The 20420-nt window shown below is 62.3% G+C and carries 12 protein-coding genes, 2 tRNA genes and 3 rRNA genes; 10 read left to right on the top strand and 7 right to left on the bottom strand.

Translation table 11 applies throughout. The features are described 5' to 3' along the window. The first annotated feature begins 9 nt into the window (after positions 1-9). Complete coding sequence (locus tag ABL844_RS28675; RefSeq protein ID WP_418118092.1) at positions 10-939, top strand: copper chaperone PCu(A)C; 930 nt, start codon at positions 10-12, stop codon at positions 937-939. A gap of 18 nt (positions 940-957) precedes the next feature. On the opposite strand, the gene ABL844_RS28670 is transcribed toward ABL844_RS28675, so the two are convergent. Both ABL844_RS28670 and ABL844_RS28665 read right to left on the bottom strand, forming a co-directional pair. Continuing rightward, positions 958-2670 carry a phospholipase D family protein gene (locus ABL844_RS28670; RefSeq protein WP_418129759.1) on the bottom strand — a complete coding sequence of 571 codons (1713 nt, stop codon included), beginning with the start codon at positions 2668-2670 and terminating at the stop codon, positions 958-960. 84 nt (positions 2671-2754) lie between these two features. Next, positions 2755-4659, bottom strand: a complete 1905-nt coding sequence (locus ABL844_RS28665) for an ATP-binding cassette domain-containing protein (RefSeq protein ID WP_418129758.1) — start codon at positions 4657-4659, stop codon at positions 2755-2757. Between the two features lie 730 nt (positions 4660-5389). On the opposite strand from ABL844_RS28665, the gene ABL844_RS28660 reads away from it, so the two are divergent. The 5 genes from ABL844_RS28660 (at position 5390) to rrf (ending at position 10612) form a co-directional block, all read left to right on the top strand. Then, positions 5390-6924, top strand: a 16S ribosomal RNA gene (locus tag ABL844_RS28660). Between the two features lie 79 nt (positions 6925-7003). Beyond that, positions 7004-7080 (top strand) — tRNA-Ile (locus tag ABL844_RS28655). 29 nt (positions 7081-7109) lie between these two features. Continuing rightward, positions 7110-7185 (top strand) — tRNA-Ala (locus ABL844_RS28650). Between the two features lie 316 nt (positions 7186-7501). Beyond that, positions 7502-10372: ribosomal RNA gene (locus ABL844_RS28645) — 23S ribosomal RNA — on the top strand. Positions 10373-10499: 127 nt separating this feature from the next. Then, positions 10500-10612, top strand: a 5S ribosomal RNA gene (gene rrf / locus ABL844_RS28640). Together the 16S, 23S and 5S rRNA genes with 2 tRNA genes alongside form the textbook arrangement of a ribosomal RNA operon. A gap of 144 nt (positions 10613-10756) precedes the next feature. On the opposite strand, the gene ABL844_RS28635 is transcribed toward rrf, so the two are convergent. The 5 genes from ABL844_RS28635 to hppD all read right to left on the bottom strand — a co-directional run bounded on the left by ABL844_RS28635 (position 10757) and on the right by hppD (position 16396). Beyond that, complete coding sequence (locus ABL844_RS28635) at positions 10757-11689, bottom strand: MBL fold metallo-hydrolase (RefSeq protein WP_418129757.1); 933 nt, start codon at positions 11687-11689, stop codon at positions 10757-10759. 9 nt (positions 11690-11698) lie between these two features. Beyond that, the gene (locus ABL844_RS28630) at positions 11699-13396 is read right to left on the bottom strand and encodes an AMP-binding protein (RefSeq protein ID WP_184640944.1); all 1698 of its coding nucleotides are present in this window, start codon (positions 13394-13396) and stop codon (positions 11699-11701) included. Positions 13397-13520: 124 nt separating this feature from the next. After that, positions 13521-14396, bottom strand: coding sequence for a phenylalanine 4-monooxygenase (gene phhA / locus ABL844_RS28625; protein ID WP_418129756.1), 876 nt, complete (start codon positions 14394-14396; stop codon positions 13521-13523). Positions 14397-14423: 27 nt separating this feature from the next. Continuing rightward, positions 14424-15233 carry a transporter substrate-binding domain-containing protein gene (locus ABL844_RS28620; RefSeq protein ID WP_418129755.1) on the bottom strand — a complete coding sequence of 270 codons (810 nt, stop codon included), beginning with the start codon at positions 15231-15233 and terminating at the stop codon, positions 14424-14426. Between the two features lie 35 nt (positions 15234-15268). After that, the gene (gene hppD, locus ABL844_RS28615) at positions 15269-16396 is read right to left on the bottom strand and encodes a 4-hydroxyphenylpyruvate dioxygenase (protein WP_184640941.1); all 1128 of its coding nucleotides are present in this window, start codon (positions 16394-16396) and stop codon (positions 15269-15271) included. A gap of 156 nt (positions 16397-16552) precedes the next feature. Here hppD and ABL844_RS28610 point away from each other — a divergent pair, with 156 nt between their 5' ends. From ABL844_RS28610 to lnt, 4 genes are all read left to right on the top strand, one after another. Continuing rightward, positions 16553-17026 (top strand): Lrp/AsnC family transcriptional regulator, encoded by a 474-nt coding sequence (locus ABL844_RS28610; protein ID WP_019658474.1) that lies wholly within the window; start codon positions 16553-16555, stop codon positions 17024-17026. Positions 17027-17135: 109 nt separating this feature from the next. Further along, the gene (locus tag ABL844_RS28605; protein WP_418129754.1) at positions 17136-17864 is read left to right on the top strand and encodes an N-acetyltransferase family protein; all 729 of its coding nucleotides are present in this window, start codon (positions 17136-17138) and stop codon (positions 17862-17864) included. A gap of 109 nt (positions 17865-17973) precedes the next feature. After that, positions 17974-18852, top strand: a complete 879-nt coding sequence (locus ABL844_RS28600; RefSeq protein ID WP_126023798.1) for an HlyC/CorC family transporter — start codon at positions 17974-17976, stop codon at positions 18850-18852. Then, a complete protein-coding gene (lnt, locus tag ABL844_RS28595; protein ID WP_418129753.1) occupies positions 18852-20417 on the top strand; it encodes an apolipoprotein N-acyltransferase in 1566 nt (521 codons plus the stop codon). Before ABL844_RS28600 ends, lnt begins: the two co-directional genes overlap by 1 nt. Positions 20418-20420 lie beyond the last annotated feature (3 nt).

The raw sequence follows: 20420 nt of genomic DNA, 5'->3' as shown, positions 1-20420 counted from the left end.
CCAAACGACATGAACAAAACGACTTCGATGGCCATCCTCAGGACCACCGCCGCATGCGCCATGCTGGCCGGCATGGGCGCCGCGGTGGCGCACGTCACCCTGCGCCCGGGCGGCGTGACCGTCGGCAGCGACTACGACGCCGCCTTCCGCGTCGGCCACGCCTGCGAAGGCGCCAAGGCCACCACCGGCCTGGCCGTGCGCCTGCCCAGGGGCTTCATCCTGAGCGACGCCCAGGCGCGCAAGGGCTGGAAGCTCGACGTGCACAAGGGCGCCAAGGACGGCGAAGGCGAGGTCCGCTGGACCGCCGAGACGCCCGGGAACGCGCTGCCCGGCAGCGAGCGCGCCGAGTTCGTGCTGCGCGGCAAGGTGCCCGCCACGCCGGGCACGCTGTGGTTCAAGGTGCTTCAGACCTGCGACGTGGGCGCTGCCGACTGGGCCGAGGTGCCGGCCTCGGGCAGCTCCACCGCCGGCCTGAAGAGCCCGGCCGCGAAGCTCAACGTGGTGGCGCAGGGCGTGGCCACGGTCGACGTGCGCGACGGCTGGGTGCGCCAGTCGGTGCCGGGCCAGAGCGGCACCGGCGCCTTCATGAAGCTGACCTCACCCACCGGCGCGAAGCTGGTGGGCATCTCCACGCCGGCCGCCGGTGTCGCCGAAGTGCACGAGATGAAGATGGAGGGCGACACCATGAAGATGCGCGAGCTCTCGGCCGGCCTCGACCTGCCCGCGGGCCAGACCGTCGAGCTCAAGCCCGGCGGCTACCACGTGATGATGATGGACCTGAAGGGCGCGCTGGCGAAAGGCGCGACCGTGCCGATGACGCTGACTTTCCAGGACGCCAAGGGCGCCAAGACCACGCTCGACGTGACGCTGCCCGTGGGTGCGCCCGAAGGCGCGGATGCCGGCGGCGCGGCCGGTGCGGCGCACCAGCACAAGCACTGACCGGTGCCGCTTCCGCTCTCAGAGCAGCTGGTCGGGCGCCAGCGGCCCGAAGAGCTTGAGCATCAGCCGCAGCATGGCGCCGGCGTCGGGCTCGGTGGTGGCGTCCTTCAGGCCGCTGCCCTGGGGCGCGCGCCACACCAGCGAGCCGTCGACCAGCTCGACGCGCCATGAGCGCTCGCGCATGCCGCGCTCGATCTGCTCGGTGGCGGCGCGCGAAAGCTCGTTGCTGCGGATCAGCAGTGCGATCTCGGTGTTCTGCAGCTGGGAGCGCAGGTCGAGGTTCATCGAGCCCACCACCAGCAGCCGGCCGTCCATCACCAGCACCTTGGAGTGCAGCATCGCGCGCGATTCGCCGGGGGCGCTGCTGCCGCCCGAGGAACCGAAGACATTGCCGAAGCTCGCCTGCTCGCTGCGCAGTTCGTAGAGCTCGATGCCCATCTTCAGCAGTTCCTCGCGGTGGCGCGCGTAGCCCACGTGCGCCACCGGCGCGTCGTTGGAGGCCAGCGAGTTGGTCAGCACGCGGATGCGCACGTTGCGGGCGCGGGCCGTGGAGAAGGCCTGCAGCATGTCCTTTCCGGGCACGAAGTAGGGCGAGATGATGGTCAGGTCGGTTCGTGCCTGGCCGATGAGCTGCAGCAGTCCCTCGACCACGGTGTCGCCGCTGGCTGCGATGTCGGAGGCGGCTTCCAGCGAGGCCGGGCCGCGAGAACTTCCGGCCTTGTCGTCGGGACGGCTGACCACCAGGCCCGGAGCCTTCGCGTTGCCGGGGCCGGAGTCGGCGGGAATCTTGCCGGGCTTGTCGGCCAGCATCACGGCCGGCGCCCAGACGAAGGTGGCTGTGCGCAGGTCGAGCGGCTTCTCGTCCCAGGCTCGGGCGCGCTGTTCGGCTGTGGGCGTTCCGGCGCCTCCTTCCTGCTGCCGGGCCGATTCCTCGGCCAGTTCCTTGGCGGCCTTTCGCGCGCGGTCGCGCATGGCCTGCAGCTCCTCGCGGGTGACCAGCGACTGCACCGGGTAGGCGCGCTCGTTGTTCCAGTAGCTGTCGAAGCTGCGCGACAGGTCCTGCACGATGGGGCCGGCGGCCAGCACGTCGACATCGACGAAGTTGCCATTGGTCGCGTTGCCGAAGTAGGCGTCGCCCAGGTTGCGCCCGCCCGTCACGCCCAGCACGTTGTCGGCCAGGAACAGCTTGTTGTGCATGCGCTGCTGGATGCGCGAGGCGTCGTCGATCGAGTTGAGCAGGCGGCTGAAGGTGGAATCGCGCGAACCCGCGAGCGGGTTGAACAGCCGCATCTGGATGTTGGGAATGAAGGCCAGGCCGAGCACCAGCGCGTCGCGGCCGGTGGAGTGGAAGTCGTCGAGCAGCACGCGCACCCGCACGCCGCGCTCGGCGGCCGCGCGCAGGCCGCGCACCAGGCGGCCGGTGCTGGCGTCGGCGTGGATCGCGTAGTACTGGAGGTCCAGCGTCTTCTGTGCGCCTTCGATCAGCGCGAGGCGGCTGCCGTAGGCCGCCTGCGGACCTCCCAGCAGAAGGAAGCCGGATTCGTAGCGGGCCTTCTCGGCCTGCCGGCGCTGCTGCACCAGGTCGGCCAGCGCGGTGCCGGTGGCCGGCGCGGCGATGGCGGTCGAGACGGGGCGATCGACGTTCTGCGGCAGTTGCGCGCAGGCGCCGAGGGTCAGCAGCGCCAGCAGTGCCGTCGACCGGCGGAAGAACGTCTGAAAGGATGAAGGCATGCGGCTTTCCCGGGCTTGGAGGGGTGCCGCATATATAGCCTAGTCGGCGCCCGCCGCGCGTCGGACGGCAGGCGCGCCTGGCTGTCAGCGTCCGGCGGAGAGTTCTTCCTGGCGCTCCATGGCGGCCAGCAGTTCATCGTCGATCTTGGCGTGGCGCTCCGCCAGCTCGGCTGCGCGCGAGGAGTCGGTGGCGTAGATGGCGCCGCCGTCCAGCTCGAGCAACTCGGTGATGCGCTGCTGCTCGGTCTCGAGGGCCGCGATCTGGGCGGGGAGCGCGTCCAGTTCACGCTGCTCCTTGTAAGAGAGTTTCTTGCGCAGGCCTGGCGCCACCTTCGGAGCGGGCACTTCCGCCGCAGGGGCGGGAGCCGCGGCCGGTGCGGCTGCCGCTGCCGCGGCAAGGCGCTGCTCGGCAATCTCGCGGGCGCGCTTGGACTGCGTCAGCCAATCCTGAACGCTGCCTTCGTACTCGCGCCAGCGGCCGTCGCCCTCGTACGCGATGGTGCTGGTGACCACGTTGTCGAGGAAGGTGCGGTCGTGGCTCACAAGGAACACGGTGCCGTCGTAGTCCTGCAGCAGGTTCTCGAGAAGCTCGAGGGTGTCGATGTCGAGGTCGTTGGTCGGCTCGTCGAGCACCAGCACATTGGCCGGACGCGCGAACAGGCGAGCCAGCAGCAGCCGGTTGCGCTCGCCGCCGCTGAGCGAGCGCACGGGCGAGTTGGCGCGCGCCGGGGAGAAGAGGAAGTCGGAGAGATAGCTCTTGACGTGCTTCTTCTGGGTGCCGATCTCGATCCACTCGCTGCCGGGGCTGATGAAATCTTCCAGCGTGGCGTCGAGGTCGAGCTTGTCGCGCATCTGGTCGAAGTACGCCACCTGCAGGTTGGTGCCGCGGCGGATCCTGCCGCTGTCGGGCTCGAGCTCGCCGAGGATCAGCTTCAGCAGGGTGGTCTTGCCCGCGCCGTTGGGGCCGAGCAGGCCGACCTTGTCGCCGCGCAGGATGGTGCCGCTGAACTTGCGGATCACGGTCTTGTCGCCGAAGGACTTGGTGGCGTCGGTGAGCTCGGCCACGATCTTGCCGCTGGCCTGGCCCGAGGCCACGTCCATGTTGACGCTGCCCTGCACGTTCCGTCGGGCGGCGTGGCTGGCACGCAGTTCCTGCAGGCGGGTGATGCGGCTCTGGCTGCGGGTGCGGCGGGCTTCCACGCCCTTGCGGATCCAGATTTCCTCCTGGGCCAGCAGCTTGTCGGCCTTGGCGTTGATCACCGCCTCCTGGGCGAGCTGCTCTTCCTTCTGGGCGAGGTACTGCTCGAAATTTCCGGGGTAGGAGCCGAGCTTGCCCCGGTCGAGCTCGACGATGCGGGTGGCGACGCGGTTCAGGAAGCTGCGGTCATGGGTGACGGTGACGACGCTGCCCTTGAAGTCGATCAGCAGCTGCTCGAGCCATTCGATGGAGTCGAGGTCCAGGTGGTTGGTGGGCTCGTCGAGCAAAAGGACGTCCGGAGCCGCCACGAGAGCCTGGGCGAGGGCCACGCGCTTGCGGGTGCCGCCTGAGAGAGAGCCGACGCGGGCGTTGCGGTCGAGGTGCAGGCGGTGCAGCGTCTCCTCGACGCGCTGCTCCCAGTTCCAGGCGTCGAAGGCCTCGATCTGGGACTGGAGTGCGTCGAGGTCGAGGCCGTCGGCGCCGGAGAGATAGAGATCGCGCAGCGCGATGACCGGGGCCAGGCCCTGGCTGGCGGCGGCGAAGACGTCTGCATCCATGTCGAGCGCAGGCTCCTGGGCGACGTAGGCCACGCGAAGGTTCTGCTGCAGCTGCAGGGTGCCGTCGTCGGTCTTCTCCAGGCCGCCCAGTATCTTGAGCAGGGAGGACTTGCCCGCGCCGTTGCGGCCGATCAGGCCGATGCGCTCCGATTCCATAAGAGAGAAGTCCGCATGATCCAGCAGCGGGACGTGACCGAACGCGAGCTGCGCGTCGAGGAGTGTGATGAGTGCCATGTGGCGCGGATTATCGGAGGAGGGGATGCCGAGCCGTCCTGGGGAGTGTTTCTTCCTCCATATAGATAGAGCAGAGAAGAGCCCGCTGCGACGCCGATCCAAGATTCTTCCACGAGTGTCTTGCGCAAGCACAAATCTGTCATATACTCGTGGGCTTCGCTGCTGAATGCCTCCTGGTGTTCGGGTCTTGCAGGTTCTTAGGGGCTGGTTGGACGGGGCGAAGAAAAGTCTTCGAAAAGTTGACGCGGTTTGAAAAAACAGTGCATAATCGAAGGCTTCGCTGAAACGAACTGCTTCAGCGACTTGCGATGAAAGTTGCGGGTTGCGAGAGAAGTTGGTGGATGCGAAAAGCCAAAATAGTTTGGTTGATTTGAAAAAATCGTGCTAGACTACAAGGCTCCGCTGAAATGACTTCGGCGGCTGACAATGAGAGTTGTGAGCTGCGAATAACGAAGAAATGGAAAGCGAAAAAAGTTTGGCGATTCTTTAAAAATCGTGCTAGACTACAAGGCTTCGCTGATCGCAGCAAGCAAACGAAGTAAGCGACAAGTTGCTTCGGTGATCGTTAAAAAATTACAGCCGATAAGCGTGGGCGTTTGAAGGTAATTGCACAAGTTCTTCGGAACAAGTCGCAAGACTTAAAACGCTCATGAGAATAGAAGTGAAGTTCACTTCAATTCCGTTTTTGTGAGTTTTGCTCCATCGCGAGATGGGGCGCAAAATCAAGATCGAACTATAGAGTTTGATCCTGGCTCAGATTGAACGCTGGCGGCATGCCTTACACATGCAAGTCGAACGGCAGCGCGGGAGCAATCCTGGCGGCGAGTGGCGAACGGGTGAGTAATACATCGGAACGTGCCCAATCGTGGGGGATAACGCAGCGAAAGCTGTGCTAATACCGCATACGATCTACGGATGAAAGCAGGGGATCGCAAGACCTTGCGCGAATGGAGCGGCCGATGGCAGATTAGGTAGTTGGTGAGGTAAAGGCTCACCAAGCCTTCGATCTGTAGCTGGTCTGAGAGGACGACCAGCCACACTGGGACTGAGACACGGCCCAGACTCCTACGGGAGGCAGCAGTGGGGAATTTTGGACAATGGGCGCAAGCCTGATCCAGCCATGCCGCGTGCAGGATGAAGGCCTTCGGGTTGTAAACTGCTTTTGTACGGAACGAAACGGCTCTTTCTAATAAAGAGGGCTAATGACGGTACCGTAAGAATAAGCACCGGCTAACTACGTGCCAGCAGCCGCGGTAATACGTAGGGTGCAAGCGTTAATCGGAATTACTGGGCGTAAAGCGTGCGCAGGCGGTGATGTAAGACAGTTGTGAAATCCCCGGGCTCAACCTGGGAACTGCATCTGTGACTGCATTGCTGGAGTACGGCAGAGGGGGATGGAATTCCGCGTGTAGCAGTGAAATGCGTAGATATGCGGAGGAACACCGATGGCGAAGGCAATCCCCTGGGCCTGTACTGACGCTCATGCACGAAAGCGTGGGGAGCAAACAGGATTAGATACCCTGGTAGTCCACGCCCTAAACGATGTCAACTGGTTGTTGGGTCTTCACTGACTCAGTAACGAAGCTAACGCGTGAAGTTGACCGCCTGGGGAGTACGGCCGCAAGGTTGAAACTCAAAGGAATTGACGGGGACCCGCACAAGCGGTGGATGATGTGGTTTAATTCGATGCAACGCGAAAAACCTTACCCACCTTTGACATGTACGGAATTTGCCAGAGATGGCTTAGTGCTCGAAAGAGAGCCGTAACACAGGTGCTGCATGGCTGTCGTCAGCTCGTGTCGTGAGATGTTGGGTTAAGTCCCGCAACGAGCGCAACCCTTGTCATTAGTTGCTACATTCAGTTGGGCACTCTAATGAGACTGCCGGTGACAAACCGGAGGAAGGTGGGGATGACGTCAAGTCCTCATGGCCCTTATAGGTGGGGCTACACACGTCATACAATGGCTGGTACAAAGGGTTGCCAACCCGCGAGGGGGAGCTAATCCCATAAAACCAGTCGTAGTCCGGATCGCAGTCTGCAACTCGACTGCGTGAAGTCGGAATCGCTAGTAATCGTGGATCAGAATGTCACGGTGAATACGTTCCCGGGTCTTGTACACACCGCCCGTCACACCATGGGAGCGGGTTCTGCCAGAAGTAGTTAGCTTAACCGCAAGGAGGGCGATTACCACGGCAGGGTTCGTGACTGGGGTGAAGTCGTAACAAGGTAGCCGTATCGGAAGGTGCGGCTGGATCACCTCCTTTCTGGAAACAGGCAATTTAATTTAAACGCCCACACTTATCGGTTGTTGGAAGAAGTCGAGATCGTCAAGGTCATCGATATGGGTCTGTAGCTCAGCTGGTTAGAGCACCGTCTTGATAAGGCGGGGGTCGTTGGTTCGAGCCCAACTAGACCCACCAAATCTTCTGATATCTCGTGTGAGAGTTGAGGGGGATTAGCTCAGCTGGGAGAGCACCTGCTTTGCAAGCAGGGGGTCGTCGGTTCGATCCCGTCATCCTCCACCAACAACTCGATGCTTACTCAACACCAAAGCGGCTTCCTGCGAAAGCATGAGGCTTCTTTGTTGTTGATCAGGATCTCTTGATCAATCGGCTGTTCTTTAAAAATTCATAGAGTCGAATCAGCGCTGCTGATGGAAACCGCACATTCGTAAAGGTTTAGTGCGGACCGTGCCATCAGCAGCAAGAATTTTTGATTGCGTCAAAAGAAACTTCAATTTCGAATCAAATCGATTTTTGAAGACGGCATAACGCGTCAGGTGAAAGACCTGGCAATTCCTTGATTGACTTTGGTTTCCGTGAGGAAACGTCAAAGTTATAGGGTCAAGTGAATAAGAGCACGTGGTGGATGCCTTGGCAATGATAGGCGACGAAGGACGTGATAGCCTGCGATAAGCTTCGGGGAGCTGGCAAATTAGCTTTGATCCGGAGATTTCCGAATGGGGAAACCCACCGAAAGGTATCGTTATCTGAATACATAGGGTAACGAGGCGAACCGGGTGAACTGAAACATCTCAGTAGCTCGAGGAAAAGACATCAACCGAGATTCCGAAAGTAGTGGCGAGCGAAATCGGAGAAGCCTGTTAGTGATAGCACAAGACATAACGGAACAGCTTGGAAAGGCTGGCCATAGCGGGTGATAGCCCCGTACGTGAAATGACCTGTGTGGTACTGAGCTAACGACAAGTAGGGCGGGACACGAGAAATCCTGTCTGAATATGGGGGGACCATCCTCCAAGGCTAAATACTCATCATTGACCGATAGTGAACTAGTACCGTGAGGGAAAGGCGAAAAGAACCCCGGGAGGGGAGTGAAATAGATCCTGAAACCGCGTGCTTACAAAAAGTAGGAGCCCGCAAGGGTGACTGCGTACCTTTTGTATAATGGGTCAGCGACTTACATTCAGTGGCAAGGTTAACCGAATAGGGAAGCCGTAGAGAAATCGAGTCCGAATAGGGCGATCAGTCGCTGGGTGTAGACCCGAAACCAAGTGATCTATCCATGGCCAGGATGAAGGTGCCGTAACAGGTACTGGAGGTCCGAACCGACTAGTGTTGCAAAACTAGCGGATGAGCTGTGGATAGGGGTGAAAGGCTAAACAAACTTGGAAATAGCTGGTTCTCTCCGAAAACTATTTAGGTAGTGCCTCAAGTATTACCTTCGGGGGTAGAGCACTGTTTTGGCTAGGGGGTCATGGCGACTTACCAAACCAAGGCAAACTCCGAATACCGAAGAGTACAGCTTGGGAGACAGAGCACCGGGTGCTAACGTCCGGACTCAAGAGGGAAACAACCCAGACCGCCAGCTAAGGTCCCTAAAATTGGCTAAGTGGGAAACGAAGTGGGAAGGCTAAAACAGTCAGGATGTTGGCTTAGAAGCAGCCATCATTTAAAGAAAGCGTAATAGCTCACTGATCGAGTCGTCCTGCGCGGAAGATGTAACGGGGCTAAGCCAGTTACCGAAGCTGCGGATTTGCAATTTATTGCAAGTGGTAGGAGAGCGTTCTGTAAGCCTGTGAAGGTGCGTTGTAAAGCGTGCTGGAGGTATCAGAAGTGCGAATGCTGACATGAGTAGCGTTAAAGGGGGTGAAAAGCCCCCTCGCCGTAAGCGCAAGGTTTTCTACGCAACGTTCATCGGCGTAGAGTGAGTCGGCCCCTAAGGCGAGGCAGAGATGCGTAGCTGATGGGAAACAGGTCAATATTCCTGTACCGATTGTTAGTGCGATGTGGGGACGGATCTTAATAGGTCATCCGGGTGTTGGATATCCCGGTTTAGATGGATGTAGGCGTGCATTAGGCAAATCCGGTGCACATATACCGAGGCCATCGATCGAGCCAGCTTGCTGGTGAAGTGATTGAACGAGGTTCCAGGAAAAGCCACTAAGCTTCAGCTAACAACGACCGTACCGCAAACCGACACTGGTGCGCGAGATGAGTATTCTAAGGCGCTTGAGAGAACTCAGGAGAAGGAACTCGGCAAATTGACACCGTAACTTCGGAAGAAGGTGTGCCCTATTAGTGTGAAGTGAACAACGGAGCATGAACGGGTTGCAAAAAATCGGTGGCTGCGACTGTTTATTAAAAACACAGCACTCTGCAAACACGAAAGTGGACGTATAGGGTGTGACGCCTGCCCGGTGCTGGAAGATTAAATGATGGGGTGCAAGCTCTTGATTGAAGTCCCAGTAAACGGCGGCCGTAACTATAACGGTCCTAAGGTAGCGAAATTCCTTGTCGGGTAAGTTCCGACCTGCACGAATGGCGTAACGATGGCCACACTGTCTCCTCCTGAGACTCAGCGAAGTTGAAATGTTTGTGATGATGCAATCTCCCCGCGGAAAGACGGAAAGACCCCATGAACCTTTACTGTAGCTTTGTATTGGACTTTGAACAGATCTGTGTAGGATAGGTGGGAGGCTTTGAAGCAGGGTCGCTAGATCTTGTGGAGCCAACGTTGAAATACCACCCTGGTGTGTTTGAGGTTCTAACCTAGGTCCATTATCTGGATCGGGGACAGTGCATGGTAGGCAGTTTGACTGGGGCGGTCTCCTCCCAAAGCGTAACGGAGGAGTTCGAAGGTACGCTAGTTACGGTCGGACATCGTGACGATAGTGCAATGGCATAAGCGTGCTTAACTGCGAGACTGACAAGTCGAGCAGATGCGAAAGCAGGACATAGTGATCCGGTGGTTCTGTATGGAAGGGCCATCGCTCAACGGATAAAAGGTACTCTGGGGATAACAGGCTGATACCGCCCAAGAGTTCATATCGACGGCGGTGTTTGGCACCTCGATGTCGGCTCATCTCATCCTGGGGCTGTAGCCGGTCCCAAGGGTATGGCTGTTCGCCATTTAAAGAGGTACGTGAGCTGGGTTTAAAACGTCGTGAGACAGTTTGGTCCCTATCTTCCGTGGGCGCTGCAGATTTGAGGAAGCCTGCTCCTAGTACGAGAGGACCGGAGTGGACACACCTCTGGTGTATCGGTTGTCACGCCAGTGGCATTGCCGAGTAGCTAAGTGTGGAAGAGATAACCGCTGAAAGCATCTAAGCGGGAAACTCGTTTCAAGATGAGATCTGCCGGGGCCTTGAGCCCCCTGAAGAGTCGTTCAAGACCAGGACGTTGATAGGTCAGGTGTGGAAGCGCAGTAATGCGTTAAGCTAACTGATACTAATTGCTCGTGCGGCTTGACCCTATAACTTTGATCAGTCAGATCAAGGTGTTATGCCAAGTTGACGCATTCAAAACAATTCGCCAAAACTGATTCCAAACTCTATGAATTCGTCTGATTGATCATGTGATCAACCAGACAACCCTTTATGCCTGATGACCATAGCGAGTTGGTCCCACTCCTTCCCATCCCGAACAGGACAGTGAAACGACTCAGCGCCGATGATAGTGCGGGTTCCCGTGTGAAAGTAGGTCATCGTCAGGCTCTTACAGCCCCAGAAACCCCCGGTCCATCGCGATCGGGGGTTTTTGCTTTGCACAGCACAAACAAGAAAAAACGCCAGGAGACGGATCAGATGCTCCGAGAGCGCCAAAAGTGAAGCAAAACGCTTGGCGCGGGGTACACCAATTACCGATTGCGGATATCTGTGTGGCTCGCTTCGGCCGCGCCAGCGCTGACCAGCTCCGCCAAGATATCGCCAGTCAGCCGACCCAACTCGACGTCACTGAAAAAGCGTGATCGGATCGCCTCGAGATAGGGCGTGCCGTGCAACCAGGCATTCCATCCGGCTGTCGAGATGGTCTGCACTTCCAGCAACTTGAACTTCATCAAGACCTTGATGGCATGCCGCGCATGCTTGGCCGGATCGCCTATCAATTTCTCCAGGCGCTGACGCGCAACAGCCAGCGCTTTCCCAACATCGTCGAACACAGCTCCGTGCCCCGGAATCACTCGTTCCGGCGCCAGCTTCTCGATCAGGTCCAAGGTCGCTCCTACTTCTCCGAACGACGGCTCCCCCGCCAGTTCTGGAAACGCGATACCGAACCCGTTCTCCCACAGCGCATCCGCTGATATCAACGTGCGCGACTGCTCATCGAACAAGATGACCGAGTGAGGATCGTGCCCCGGTGCCGCGTGCACCTGCCACAGCCTGCCGCCAAGCACGCAATCGCTCCCCGGCAGCAGCAGCGTTGTGAATCGGAACCTGGGACAAGTCTGCCCGGTAGCCAGAAAACTCAGCCCCTGCTGGTTCCAGCTCTCCACAAATGCAGCTTCTCCTGGCGGAATCTCGGTGCGAACCGTTGGATATCGCAGTTGCAGCGCAGCATTCCCTCCGCAGTGGTCACTGTGCAGATGCGTATTCAGAATTCGGTCGAGCGGTCGCTCTCCCAGTACCGACTCGACCAGCGCCAAGGTCTGCTCGGCGTGCGCGGCGTACCCCGTGTCGACCAGCGCAGTCTCTTCGCCGGCCACGAACAGCACGTTGTTCGAAGACAGCCACCCCCGCTCGAACACAACGACACCCGCCGGCAGCCCGGCGCCAGCCGACGAAGGGCTCATCTGTGCCGCTCAGGCGTTTGCATTGACGCGAAGCTCACGCCGCAGGATCTTCCCGACATTGGTCTTCGGCAGCGACTCCCGAAATTCGATGTGTTTCGGCCGCTTGTAGCCCGTGAGCTGCGAGTGGCAATACTGCAGCACCGCATCCTCGGTCAGCGCCGGGTCCCTGCGGACCACGAAGACCTTGATGGCTTCGCCCTGCTTCTCATCGGGCACGCCCACCGCCGCGCACTCCACCACGCCCGGGCACAGCGAGATCACGTTCTCCAGTTCGTTCGGGAATACGTTGAAGCCGCTCACCAGGATCATGTCCTTCTTGCGGTCGACGATGCGGCTGTACCCGTCTTCCTGCATCACCGCGATGTCGCCGGTGCGCATGAAGCCATCGGCAGTGAAAGCCGCGGCAGTCTCGGCCGGCTGGTTGTAGTAGCCCGTCATCACGTTCGGCCCCTTGATGCAGAGCTCCCCGGCTTGGCCCACGGGCAGCGAGTTTCCATCGTCATCCTTGATGGCGATCTCGATGCTGGGCAGCGGCAGCCCGATCGTCCCGGTGAACTCGGTATTCGATACCGGGTTGTTGGTCCCGATCGCGCAGGTCTCGCTCATGCCCCAGCCTTCGATCATCGGGCAGCCAGTGGCCTCGAACCACTTGCGCGCCGTGCCTTCCGAGGCGGCCATGCCGCCCGCCTGCGAGACGAACAGCGTCGAGAAGTCGATCGACTTGAACTCCGGATGCATCAGCAGCGCATTGAACAAGGTGTTCACCGCGGGCAGCATGTGGAAGGGCCGCTTCTTCAGCACCGCGATGAACTTGTTGAAGTCCCGTGGATTCGGGATCAGCGTCATGTGCGAGCCCTGGCGGATCACCAGCAGGCACAGCGTCAGCGCGAAGATGTGATAAAGCGGCAGCGCCGCGATACTGTTGACCTTCGCCAGGTCACCCGCGCGCGACAGTGCCGGCGTGAACCAGGCCTCGGCCTGCAGCGTGGCCGCGACGATGTTGCGGTGGGTCAGCACCGCGCCCTTCGACAAGCCGGTCGTGCCACCCGTGTATTGCAGGAAAGCGATCGAATCGAGCGTGCTCTGGTCAGGCCCCAGCGTACGGCCGCGTCCCTCGGCAATCGCCTGGCTGAACGGCGTCACGCTGCGCCCGTCGCTCAGCGGCAGCTTGTAAGCCGGCACGAGCTTCGCGAGGTGGCGCACGGCCATCGTGATCCACGCGCCGTACAGGCCGCCCAGCAGGTCACCCATCGAGGTCATGACCACGTGCTTCACCGGCGTGCGCTCGATCACCTTCTCGAGCGTGGACGCGAAGTTTTCAAGAATGACGATGGCCGTCGCGCCGGAGTCCTTCAGCTGGTGCTCCAGCTCCCGCGCCGTGTACAGCGGATTGACGTTGACGCACGTGTATCCCGCGCGCAGCACGCCGCACATGGTGACCGCGAACTGCGGGATGTTCGGCAGCATGATCGCCACCCGCGCACCAGGCTCCAGCCCGCGCGACTGCAGCCAGGCGCCCAGCGCCTTCGACAGCGCATCGAGCTCGCCGTAAGACATCCAGCGCTCCATGCAGACCGAGAAGGGCCTGTCGGCATAACGGGCAAAGGCCTCGTCGAACATCTGGGGCAACGAGCGGTACTGCTCCGGATGAATCTCGTGCGGCACGCCGGCCGGATAGTTCTGTCGCGCGGATGTGTTGGTCTGCATGCAAGCTCCTTTGGCGCGGATTGTGGAAGGCACCCTGCCTCCGCGACCAGCGGGCTTGTCCTAGGGAAGGGGTGTGCGCTGTCACGCGCGCGATAGCTGCGCGTGCGAACAACCCTTCGAGGTTTCAGGCCTTGCCGGACTCGCCCGGCAGCAACACCCCGGCCTCGATGTCGGTCGCGACCTTCAGCGACTCGTACAGCGGCGTGAAATCGGGCTCCGTGAGGTCGAACAGCTGCTTGAAGCTGTCGATCACGAAGTAGTTGGCCTGGTAGGTGTCGATCTTGTAGCGCGTGCGCATGGTGCGCAGCAGGTCCAGCGGCAGGCGGCGCGGCTCGTCGCTGAGCACGGCGTGCCTGAGTTCGCCTACCGAGCTGAGGATGCCCGCGCCGTACGCGCGCAGACGGTCCGGCTGGCGGATCAGGCCGAACTCCACCGTGTACCAGTAGAGCCGCGCGAGCTTCTCGCCCGCGCCGAGTTCGTGCGCCTTGATGCCGCCCTGGCCGTAGCGCTGCACGTAGTCGGCGAAGGTCGGGTCGAACAGCATCGGCACGTGGCCGAACAGGTCGTGGAACACGTCGGGCTCGACGATGTAGTCGAACTCCTCGGGCTTGCGGATCCAGTCCGTCACCGGAAACTTGCGGTTCGCCAGCAGCGTGAAGAAGGGCAGCTCCGGGATCAGTCCCGGCACCGCCACGATCTCCCAGCCTGTCGCCTTGCGCAGCCGCTCGTTGAGCTCGTCGAAGCGCGGGATGCGGTCCTTCACGCCCAGCGAGGGCAGCGCATTGATGAAGGCGTCGCAGGCCAGGCCCGGCAGCTGCGCCACCTGCCGCTCGTAGAGGCGGCGGTAGGTGTCGTGGTCGGCCGGCGTGTAGCTGGCCCAGTCCTGCGGGCAGGTGTAGTCGGCCAGCACCGCGCCGCCGCGCGAGTAGTCGCCGCGCGGAGGGCGGTCGGAGGCGCCATAGACGGCGGGGGTGACAACTGCGGCGGCGGGGGAGTCCATGAAAAAGCGATCTCGGAGGAGGAAGGTTTACTTGAGCCAGCGGTCCATCGTCCGCTGGAAGTCGCCGCCGGCTTGCTGCAGGTGCAGCCACTGGTCGACATACGACTTGAAGGCCACGTCGTCGCGCGGCAGCATCCAGGCCATTTCACCGTACTGCAGCGGCTTGTCGGGGTTGACCGCGCACAGGCCGGGCTTGAGCTTCTGCTGCGTGATGGCCTCGGCCGCCTCGGTGACGAACACGTCGGCGCGGTTGGCGAGGATCTCGTCGAAGATCGTCACGTTCTCGCCGTGCAGCGTGAGCTTGGCCTTCTTGAAGTTGGCGCGGGCGAATCGCTCGTTGCTGCCGCCCGGATTGAAGATGACGCGCACCGACGGCTGGTCGATGGCCGCCACGCTCTGGTACTTAGCCACGTCGGCGCAGCGCGCGATCGGCGTCTTGCCGTTGACCATGTAGGGCGCGCTGAAGAAGGCGCGCTTCTGCCGGTCGGTGGTGACCGACACGCCGCCCACGGCGATGTCGCACTTGCCGGCGGCCAGGTCGGGCAGCAGGTTGGCCCAGGTGGTCTTGACCCACTCGGGCTTCGCGCCGAGGCTGGCGCTGAAGCCGGTCATCAGGTCGACGTCGATGCCCTCGAATGCGCCGTCGGGCTTCTGGAAGCTGAAGGGCTTGTAGTCGCCCGGGGTGCAGATGCGCAGTACCGCGGCCTTCTGCACCGTGTCCAGGTGCGAGGCCCCGGCCACCGGCACGGTGGCGGCCGGGGCCATGGCGCAGCCCGAAAGAAGGGCGGCTGCCGCCGCAATGAAGGTCAGACCGATCGAAGGCGTACAGCTGCGCATGCGTGCTCCAGAAGCGTGAATAAGGGATGGGGCCCTTATTTTGCGGCGCTCAGCACCCCGCGGCGCATCTGGTCGAGCTCGATGCTCTCGAACAGCGCCTTGAAGTTGCCGTTGCCGAAGCCGTCGTCGCCCTTGCGCTGGATGAACTCGAAGAAGATCGGGCCGAGCTGGTTCTCGCTGAAGATCTGCAGCAGCAGCGCGTCCTTCTTGCCGTCGATCAGGATCTTGCGCTTGTGCAGCTCCTCCACGCTTTCGCCGTGGCCGGGAATGCGCTTGTCGACCAGCTCGTAATAGGTGTCGATGGTGTCCAGCAGCTTCACGCCGTTGGCGCGCAGGGCGTCGACGGTTTGGTACAGGTCGTCCGAGCCCATCGCGATGTGCTGGATGCCTTCGCCGTTGTACATGTCCAGGTACTCCTGGATCTGGCCGGCCTGCTCCTTGCCTTCCTCGTTGATCGGGATGCGGATCTTGCCGCAGGGGCTGGTCATGGCCTTGCTCTTCACGCCGGTGACCTGGCCTTCGATGTCGAAGTACTTCACTTCGCGGAAGTTGAACAGGCGCTCGTAGAACTCGGCCCATTCGTTCATGCGGCCGCGGTGCACGTTGTGCGTCAGGTGGTCGATGTAGGTCAGGCCGTTGCCCACGGGTGCCAGCGCCTCTTCGGCGGTCAGGCCCGGCAGCGCCTCGAAGTCGACGTCGAAGAAGCCGATGTTGCCGATGTCGCCCGGCTTCGCGCCGTTCTTGCCGCGCCAGCGGTCGACCAGGTAGATCAGGCTGTCGCCGATGCCCTTGATGGCGGGAATGTTCAGCTCGCCCGGGCCGGCCTTGTCGGCGAAGCCCCAGGCGCCCAGCGAAATGGCGCGCTCGTAGGCGAACTTGGCGTCCTGCACGCGGAAGGCGATGGCGCAGACGCTGGGGCCGTGCAGGCGCGCGAAGCGCTGCGCGAACGAATCGGGCTCGGCGTTGATGATGAAGTTGATCGTGCCCTGGCGGTACAGCAGCACATTCTTGTGGCGGTGCTTGGCCACGGCCTTGAAGCCCATGCGCTCGAACACCTTGCCCATGGCGGCCGGATCGGGTGCCGCGTACTCGATGAATTCGAAGCCGTCGGTGCCCATGGGGTTCTCCCAGGGCGTGAAGGCGGGGGCGTCGGCAAGGCTCATGTGCGGTCTCCGGTAGAGGTGGGGAATGGAACGGATCGAATGAAATGGGGCGCGAAATCGGCCGGTCATGCAATGTAGGGTGGATGCCTCTCAGGTTTTCTGCGTTTCCACGCGCTCATGGTGGCTCTTGCGCAGTAAAGCTGCAAGAATGGCGAAATGGAAGCACTGGACAAGATTGATCGGCTCATTTTGCGCACGCTGCAAGCAGACGGCCGCGCCACCTACGACCAGATCGCCGAGCAGGTGAGCCTGTCGCCCAGCGCCGTGCTGCGCCGGGTCAAGCGGCTGGAAGAGCATCGGGTGATCGACCGCTATGTGGCCCTGGTCCAGCCCGAAGCCGTCGGCCTGGGGCTGACCGCCTACCTCAACGTGCGGCTGGAAAAGCACACCGAGACCCACAAGCGCAACCCCATGGACCTGTTCCGCGCCAGCGTGCAGACCTGGCCCGAGGTGGTCGAATGTGCGGCTCTCACCGGCGACATGGACTACCTGCTGCGCGTGGTGGTCGCCGACATGGCTCACTACAGCCGCTTCATCATGGACACCCTGCTCAAGCACCCGAGCGTTGAAGACTGCAAGACCAGCTTCGTGCTCGACCGTGTCAAGGCCACAACAGCTGTGCCTGTTTAGCCACAATTTGGTTGCGATGGCGCCACACGTTCTGGTAAGGGGTCACGAATGTGTCCCCGGATTAACCTTGTGAACTTGTTGTTTAGGTGAAAACCCTTACATTGGAGCCATGCTTACCGCCAAGACCCTTCTCAAAGCGTCTCTCGGCATTGGCTCTTTCCTGAAGGCGCCAATGGTTGAGGCGCAACCACGCGCAGTCAGCGCGCCTCAACCGGTGATGGTGCCGATCCGCTCGATCGGCCCCCGCGAACGCGAGCGCATCGCCCGCCACCTGCTCGACCTCGCTCCGCACGACCGCTACCTGCGCTTCGGCTACGCGGCGGCCGACGAGCAGATCCAGCGCTACGTCGACAGCCTCGATTTCGAGCGCGACGAGCTCTTCGGCATCTACAACCGCCGCCTCGACCTGATCGCGATGGCCCACCTGGCCTTCGCCCCCGGCGACCAGCACAGCGACTGCGCCGAGTTCGGCGTTTCCGTGTCGGCCCATGCCCGCGGACGCGGCTACGGCGCCCGCCTCTTCGAGCGTGCGGTGGTCGTGGCGCGCAACGAAGGCGTGGGCATGCTCTTCATCCATGCGCTGAGCGAGAACGCCGCCATGCTGAAGATCGCCCGCAACGCCGGTGCCACCGTGGTGCGCAGCGGCTCGGAAGCCGAGGCTCATCTCGAACTGCCCAGCGCCACCTTCGACAGCCGCATGAGCGAGATCGCCCTGGAGCACTACGCCGCCGTCGACTTCGCGCTCAAGAGCCGGGCCAAGCAGTTCTGGGCCTTCCTGGCCAGCCTGCAGGAGGTGCGCAGCGGCATGCGCGACGCCCGGAAGAAGTCGGCGCCCTGAGCTCCGCGGCCCTGGCGGCTGCTTCCGTACTTACCCTCGGGGAGGGCCCGGTAGAGCGTGTCACACGCAATCCGGTATCCTTGTCCCTCCTCAACTCCGCCCTCCCGCAGTGGCCGAACCTCACCCTGAACGCGCTCCCGTCGAACGGGAAGACAAGCGCAGCTTTCTCCAGAAACTCGCCGAATTCATCCACCCCGGCCCCGATTCGCGCGACGAGCTGATCGAAACCCTGGCAGACGCCGAGGACAACGAGGTGATCGGCGCGGAGTCGCGCGTGATGCTCGAAGGCGTGCTGCGCATGGCCGACATGACCGCCGGCGACGTGATGGTCGCCGCGCCGCGCATGGACCTGGTGAACATCGACGCCCCGTTCGACGCGCTGCTGCATCTCGTCATCGACACCGCGCACTCGCGCTTTCCGGTGTACGAGGGCGAGAAGGAAAACATCATCGGCATCCTGCTCGCGAAGGACCTGCTCAAGCTGCAGCGCGCGCCTGGCCTGAACATCCGCGCGCTGCTGCGCCCGGCCACCTTCGTTCCCGAGAGCAAGGGCCTGAACGACCTGCTGCGCGAGTTCCGCGGCAACCGCAACCACCTGGCCATCGTCATCGACGAGTTCGGCCGCGTGGCCGGCCTCATCACCATCGAGGACGTGCTCGAGCAGATCGTCGGCGAGATCGAGGACGAGTTCGACATCGCCGAGGACGAGGGCGACATCTTCGGCCTGGCCGACCACACCTACCGCGTCTCGGGCGACACGCCCATCGAGCGCGTCGCCGAGGCCTTCGGCATCGTGTTCGACGAAGAACAGCTCAGCGAAGACTTCGACACCATCGGCGGCTTGATCGCGCACGAGATGGGCCACGTGCCCAAGCGCGGCGAGCACCATGCGATCGGCGGCTTCGACTTCGTCGTGCTGCACACCAAGGGCGGCGCGGTGCGCTGGTTCAAGGTGTCTCCGGCGCGCGGCGGCGACGCGGCCGACTGATGGCTCGCGCGCCGGCTTCCTCCTTCGCCTCCTTCCTCCGTCCGCTCGGCTTCGTCGCCGCCGGGCTTGCGCAGGCGCTCTCGATGGCTTCGCCGGCCGGCGGAAAACCGCTGTGGTGGCTGCAGCTGCTGTCGCTTGGCGCGTTCGTCTGGCTGTTGGACGGACTGCGTTCGCAGGGCGCAGGCTGGCGACGTGCCGGGCTGCACGGCTGGCTGTTTTCCACCGCCTGGCTCACCGGCAGCTTCTGGTGGCTCTTCATCTCGATGCACACCTATGGCGGCCTGCCGGCGCCGCTGGCCGCCATCGCCGTGCTCGCCCTGGCTGCCGCGCTGGGCCTGTACTACGCGGTCGCCGCTGCATGGTTCGTGGTGAAGGGGCCGCAGGGGCGGGTGGCGGGCGCGCTGGTCTTTGCGGCGCTCTGGACGCTGGCCGAGCTGGTGCGCGGCAGCTGGTTCACCGGTTTCCCTTGGGGCGCCGGCGGCTACGCGCATGTCGAGGGGCCGCTAGCGGCGCTTGCGCCATGGGTGGGCGTGTACGGCATCGGCGCCGCAGCAGCACTGGCCGTTGCGCTGGTCGCGCTGCATCGCCCGCTGCGCATCGCGGAAGCCGTGCAGGGCGTGGTGCTGATCGCATTCGTGTTCGCCGTGCCGAACCTCGTGCCCGCGCTGCGCGACGATGTGCGAGGCGCGAAAGGCGCGGCCGGCAACCTGAGCGTCGCGCTCCTGCAGGGCAACATCCCGCAGGACGAAAAATTCATTCCCGGCGGCGGCATCGAGACCGCGCTGCGCTGGTACGGCGAGCAGCTGCGCGATGCGAAGGCTTCGCTCGTCGTCACGCCCGAGACCGCCTTGCCGCTGCTGCCGCAGCAGCTGCCCGCCGGCTATCTCGAAGCGATCAAGGCCCGCTACAGCCAGGGCAGCCAGGCCGCCATCGTCGGCCTGCCGCTGGGAGGGCAGGGCACCTACAGCAACGCGGTGCTGGGGTTCCGCCCCGGCGACGAGCAGCCCTATGCCTACAGCAAGCACCACCTTGTGCCCTTCGGCGAATTCATTCCGCTGGGCTTTCGCTGGTTCATCCAGATGATGAACATCCCGCTGGGCGACTTCGCGCGCGGCGGGCTCGCGCAGGCGCCCTTCGTCTGGCAGGGCCAGCGCATCGCGCCGAACATCTGCTACGAGGACTTGTTCGGCGATGAGATCGGCGCGAACTTCCGCGACGAGGGCACGGCGCCCACCATCCTGCTCAACGTGAGCAATATCGCCTGGTTCGGCGACACGGTGGCCATCGACGAGCACCTGTCGATCTCGCGCATGCGCGCGCTCGAGTTCGCGCGGCCGATGGTGCGCTCCACCAACACCGGCGCGACCGTGGTGATCGACGCCCAGGGCCGCGTGACGCACGAACTCCCGCGTCTCACGCGCGGCGTGCTCGAAGCCACGGTGGAAGGCCGTCGCGGCCTCACGCCCTTCGCGCGCTGGGTGGCGCCCCTCGGACTCTGGCCGCTGTGGCTGCTGGCCATGGCCATCGTGGCGGTGGCCTGGGTACTGGGCCGTCGCCGCGACTGAAAA

Source organism: Variovorax sp. 278MFTsu5.1 (assembly GCF_048305045.1).
Lineage (GTDB): Bacteria > Pseudomonadota > Gammaproteobacteria > Burkholderiales > Burkholderiaceae_C > Variovorax > Variovorax guangxiensis.
This window is presented reverse-complemented; position numbering and strand designations above follow the sequence as displayed.

What these genes read in the sequence shown, in the direction of transcription:
- lnt (WP_418129753.1), top strand. Translation starts at nt 18,852, where the DNA reads ATGGCTCGCGCGCCGGCTTCCTCCTTCGCCTCCTTCCTCCGTCCGCTC.
- ABL844_RS28605 (WP_418129754.1), top strand. Translation starts at nt 17,136, where the DNA reads ATGCTTACCGCCAAGACCCTTCTCAAAGCGTCTCTCGGCATTGGCTCT.
- ABL844_RS28620 (WP_418129755.1), bottom strand. Translation starts at nt 15,233, where the DNA reads ATGCGCAGCTGTACGCCTTCGATCGGTCTGACCTTCATTGCGGCGGCA.
- phhA (WP_418129756.1), bottom strand. Translation starts at nt 14,396, where the DNA reads ATGGACTCCCCCGCCGCCGCAGTTGTCACCCCCGCCGTCTATGGCGCC.
- hppD (WP_184640941.1), bottom strand. Translation starts at nt 16,396, where the DNA reads ATGAGCCTTGCCGACGCCCCCGCCTTCACGCCCTGGGAGAACCCCATG.
- ABL844_RS28635 (WP_418129757.1), bottom strand. Translation starts at nt 11,689, where the DNA reads ATGAGCCCTTCGTCGGCTGGCGCCGGGCTGCCGGCGGGTGTCGTTGTG.
- ABL844_RS28630 (WP_184640944.1), bottom strand. Translation starts at nt 13,396, where the DNA reads ATGCAGACCAACACATCCGCGCGACAGAACTATCCGGCCGGCGTGCCG.
- ABL844_RS28670 (WP_418129759.1), bottom strand. Translation starts at nt 2,670, where the DNA reads ATGCCTTCATCCTTTCAGACGTTCTTCCGCCGGTCGACGGCACTGCTG.
- ABL844_RS28665 (WP_418129758.1), bottom strand. Translation starts at nt 4,659, where the DNA reads ATGGCACTCATCACACTCCTCGACGCGCAGCTCGCGTTCGGTCACGTC.
- ABL844_RS28675 (WP_418118092.1), top strand. Translation starts at nt 10, where the DNA reads ATGAACAAAACGACTTCGATGGCCATCCTCAGGACCACCGCCGCATGC.
- ABL844_RS28610 (WP_019658474.1), top strand. Translation starts at nt 16,553, where the DNA reads ATGGAAGCACTGGACAAGATTGATCGGCTCATTTTGCGCACGCTGCAA.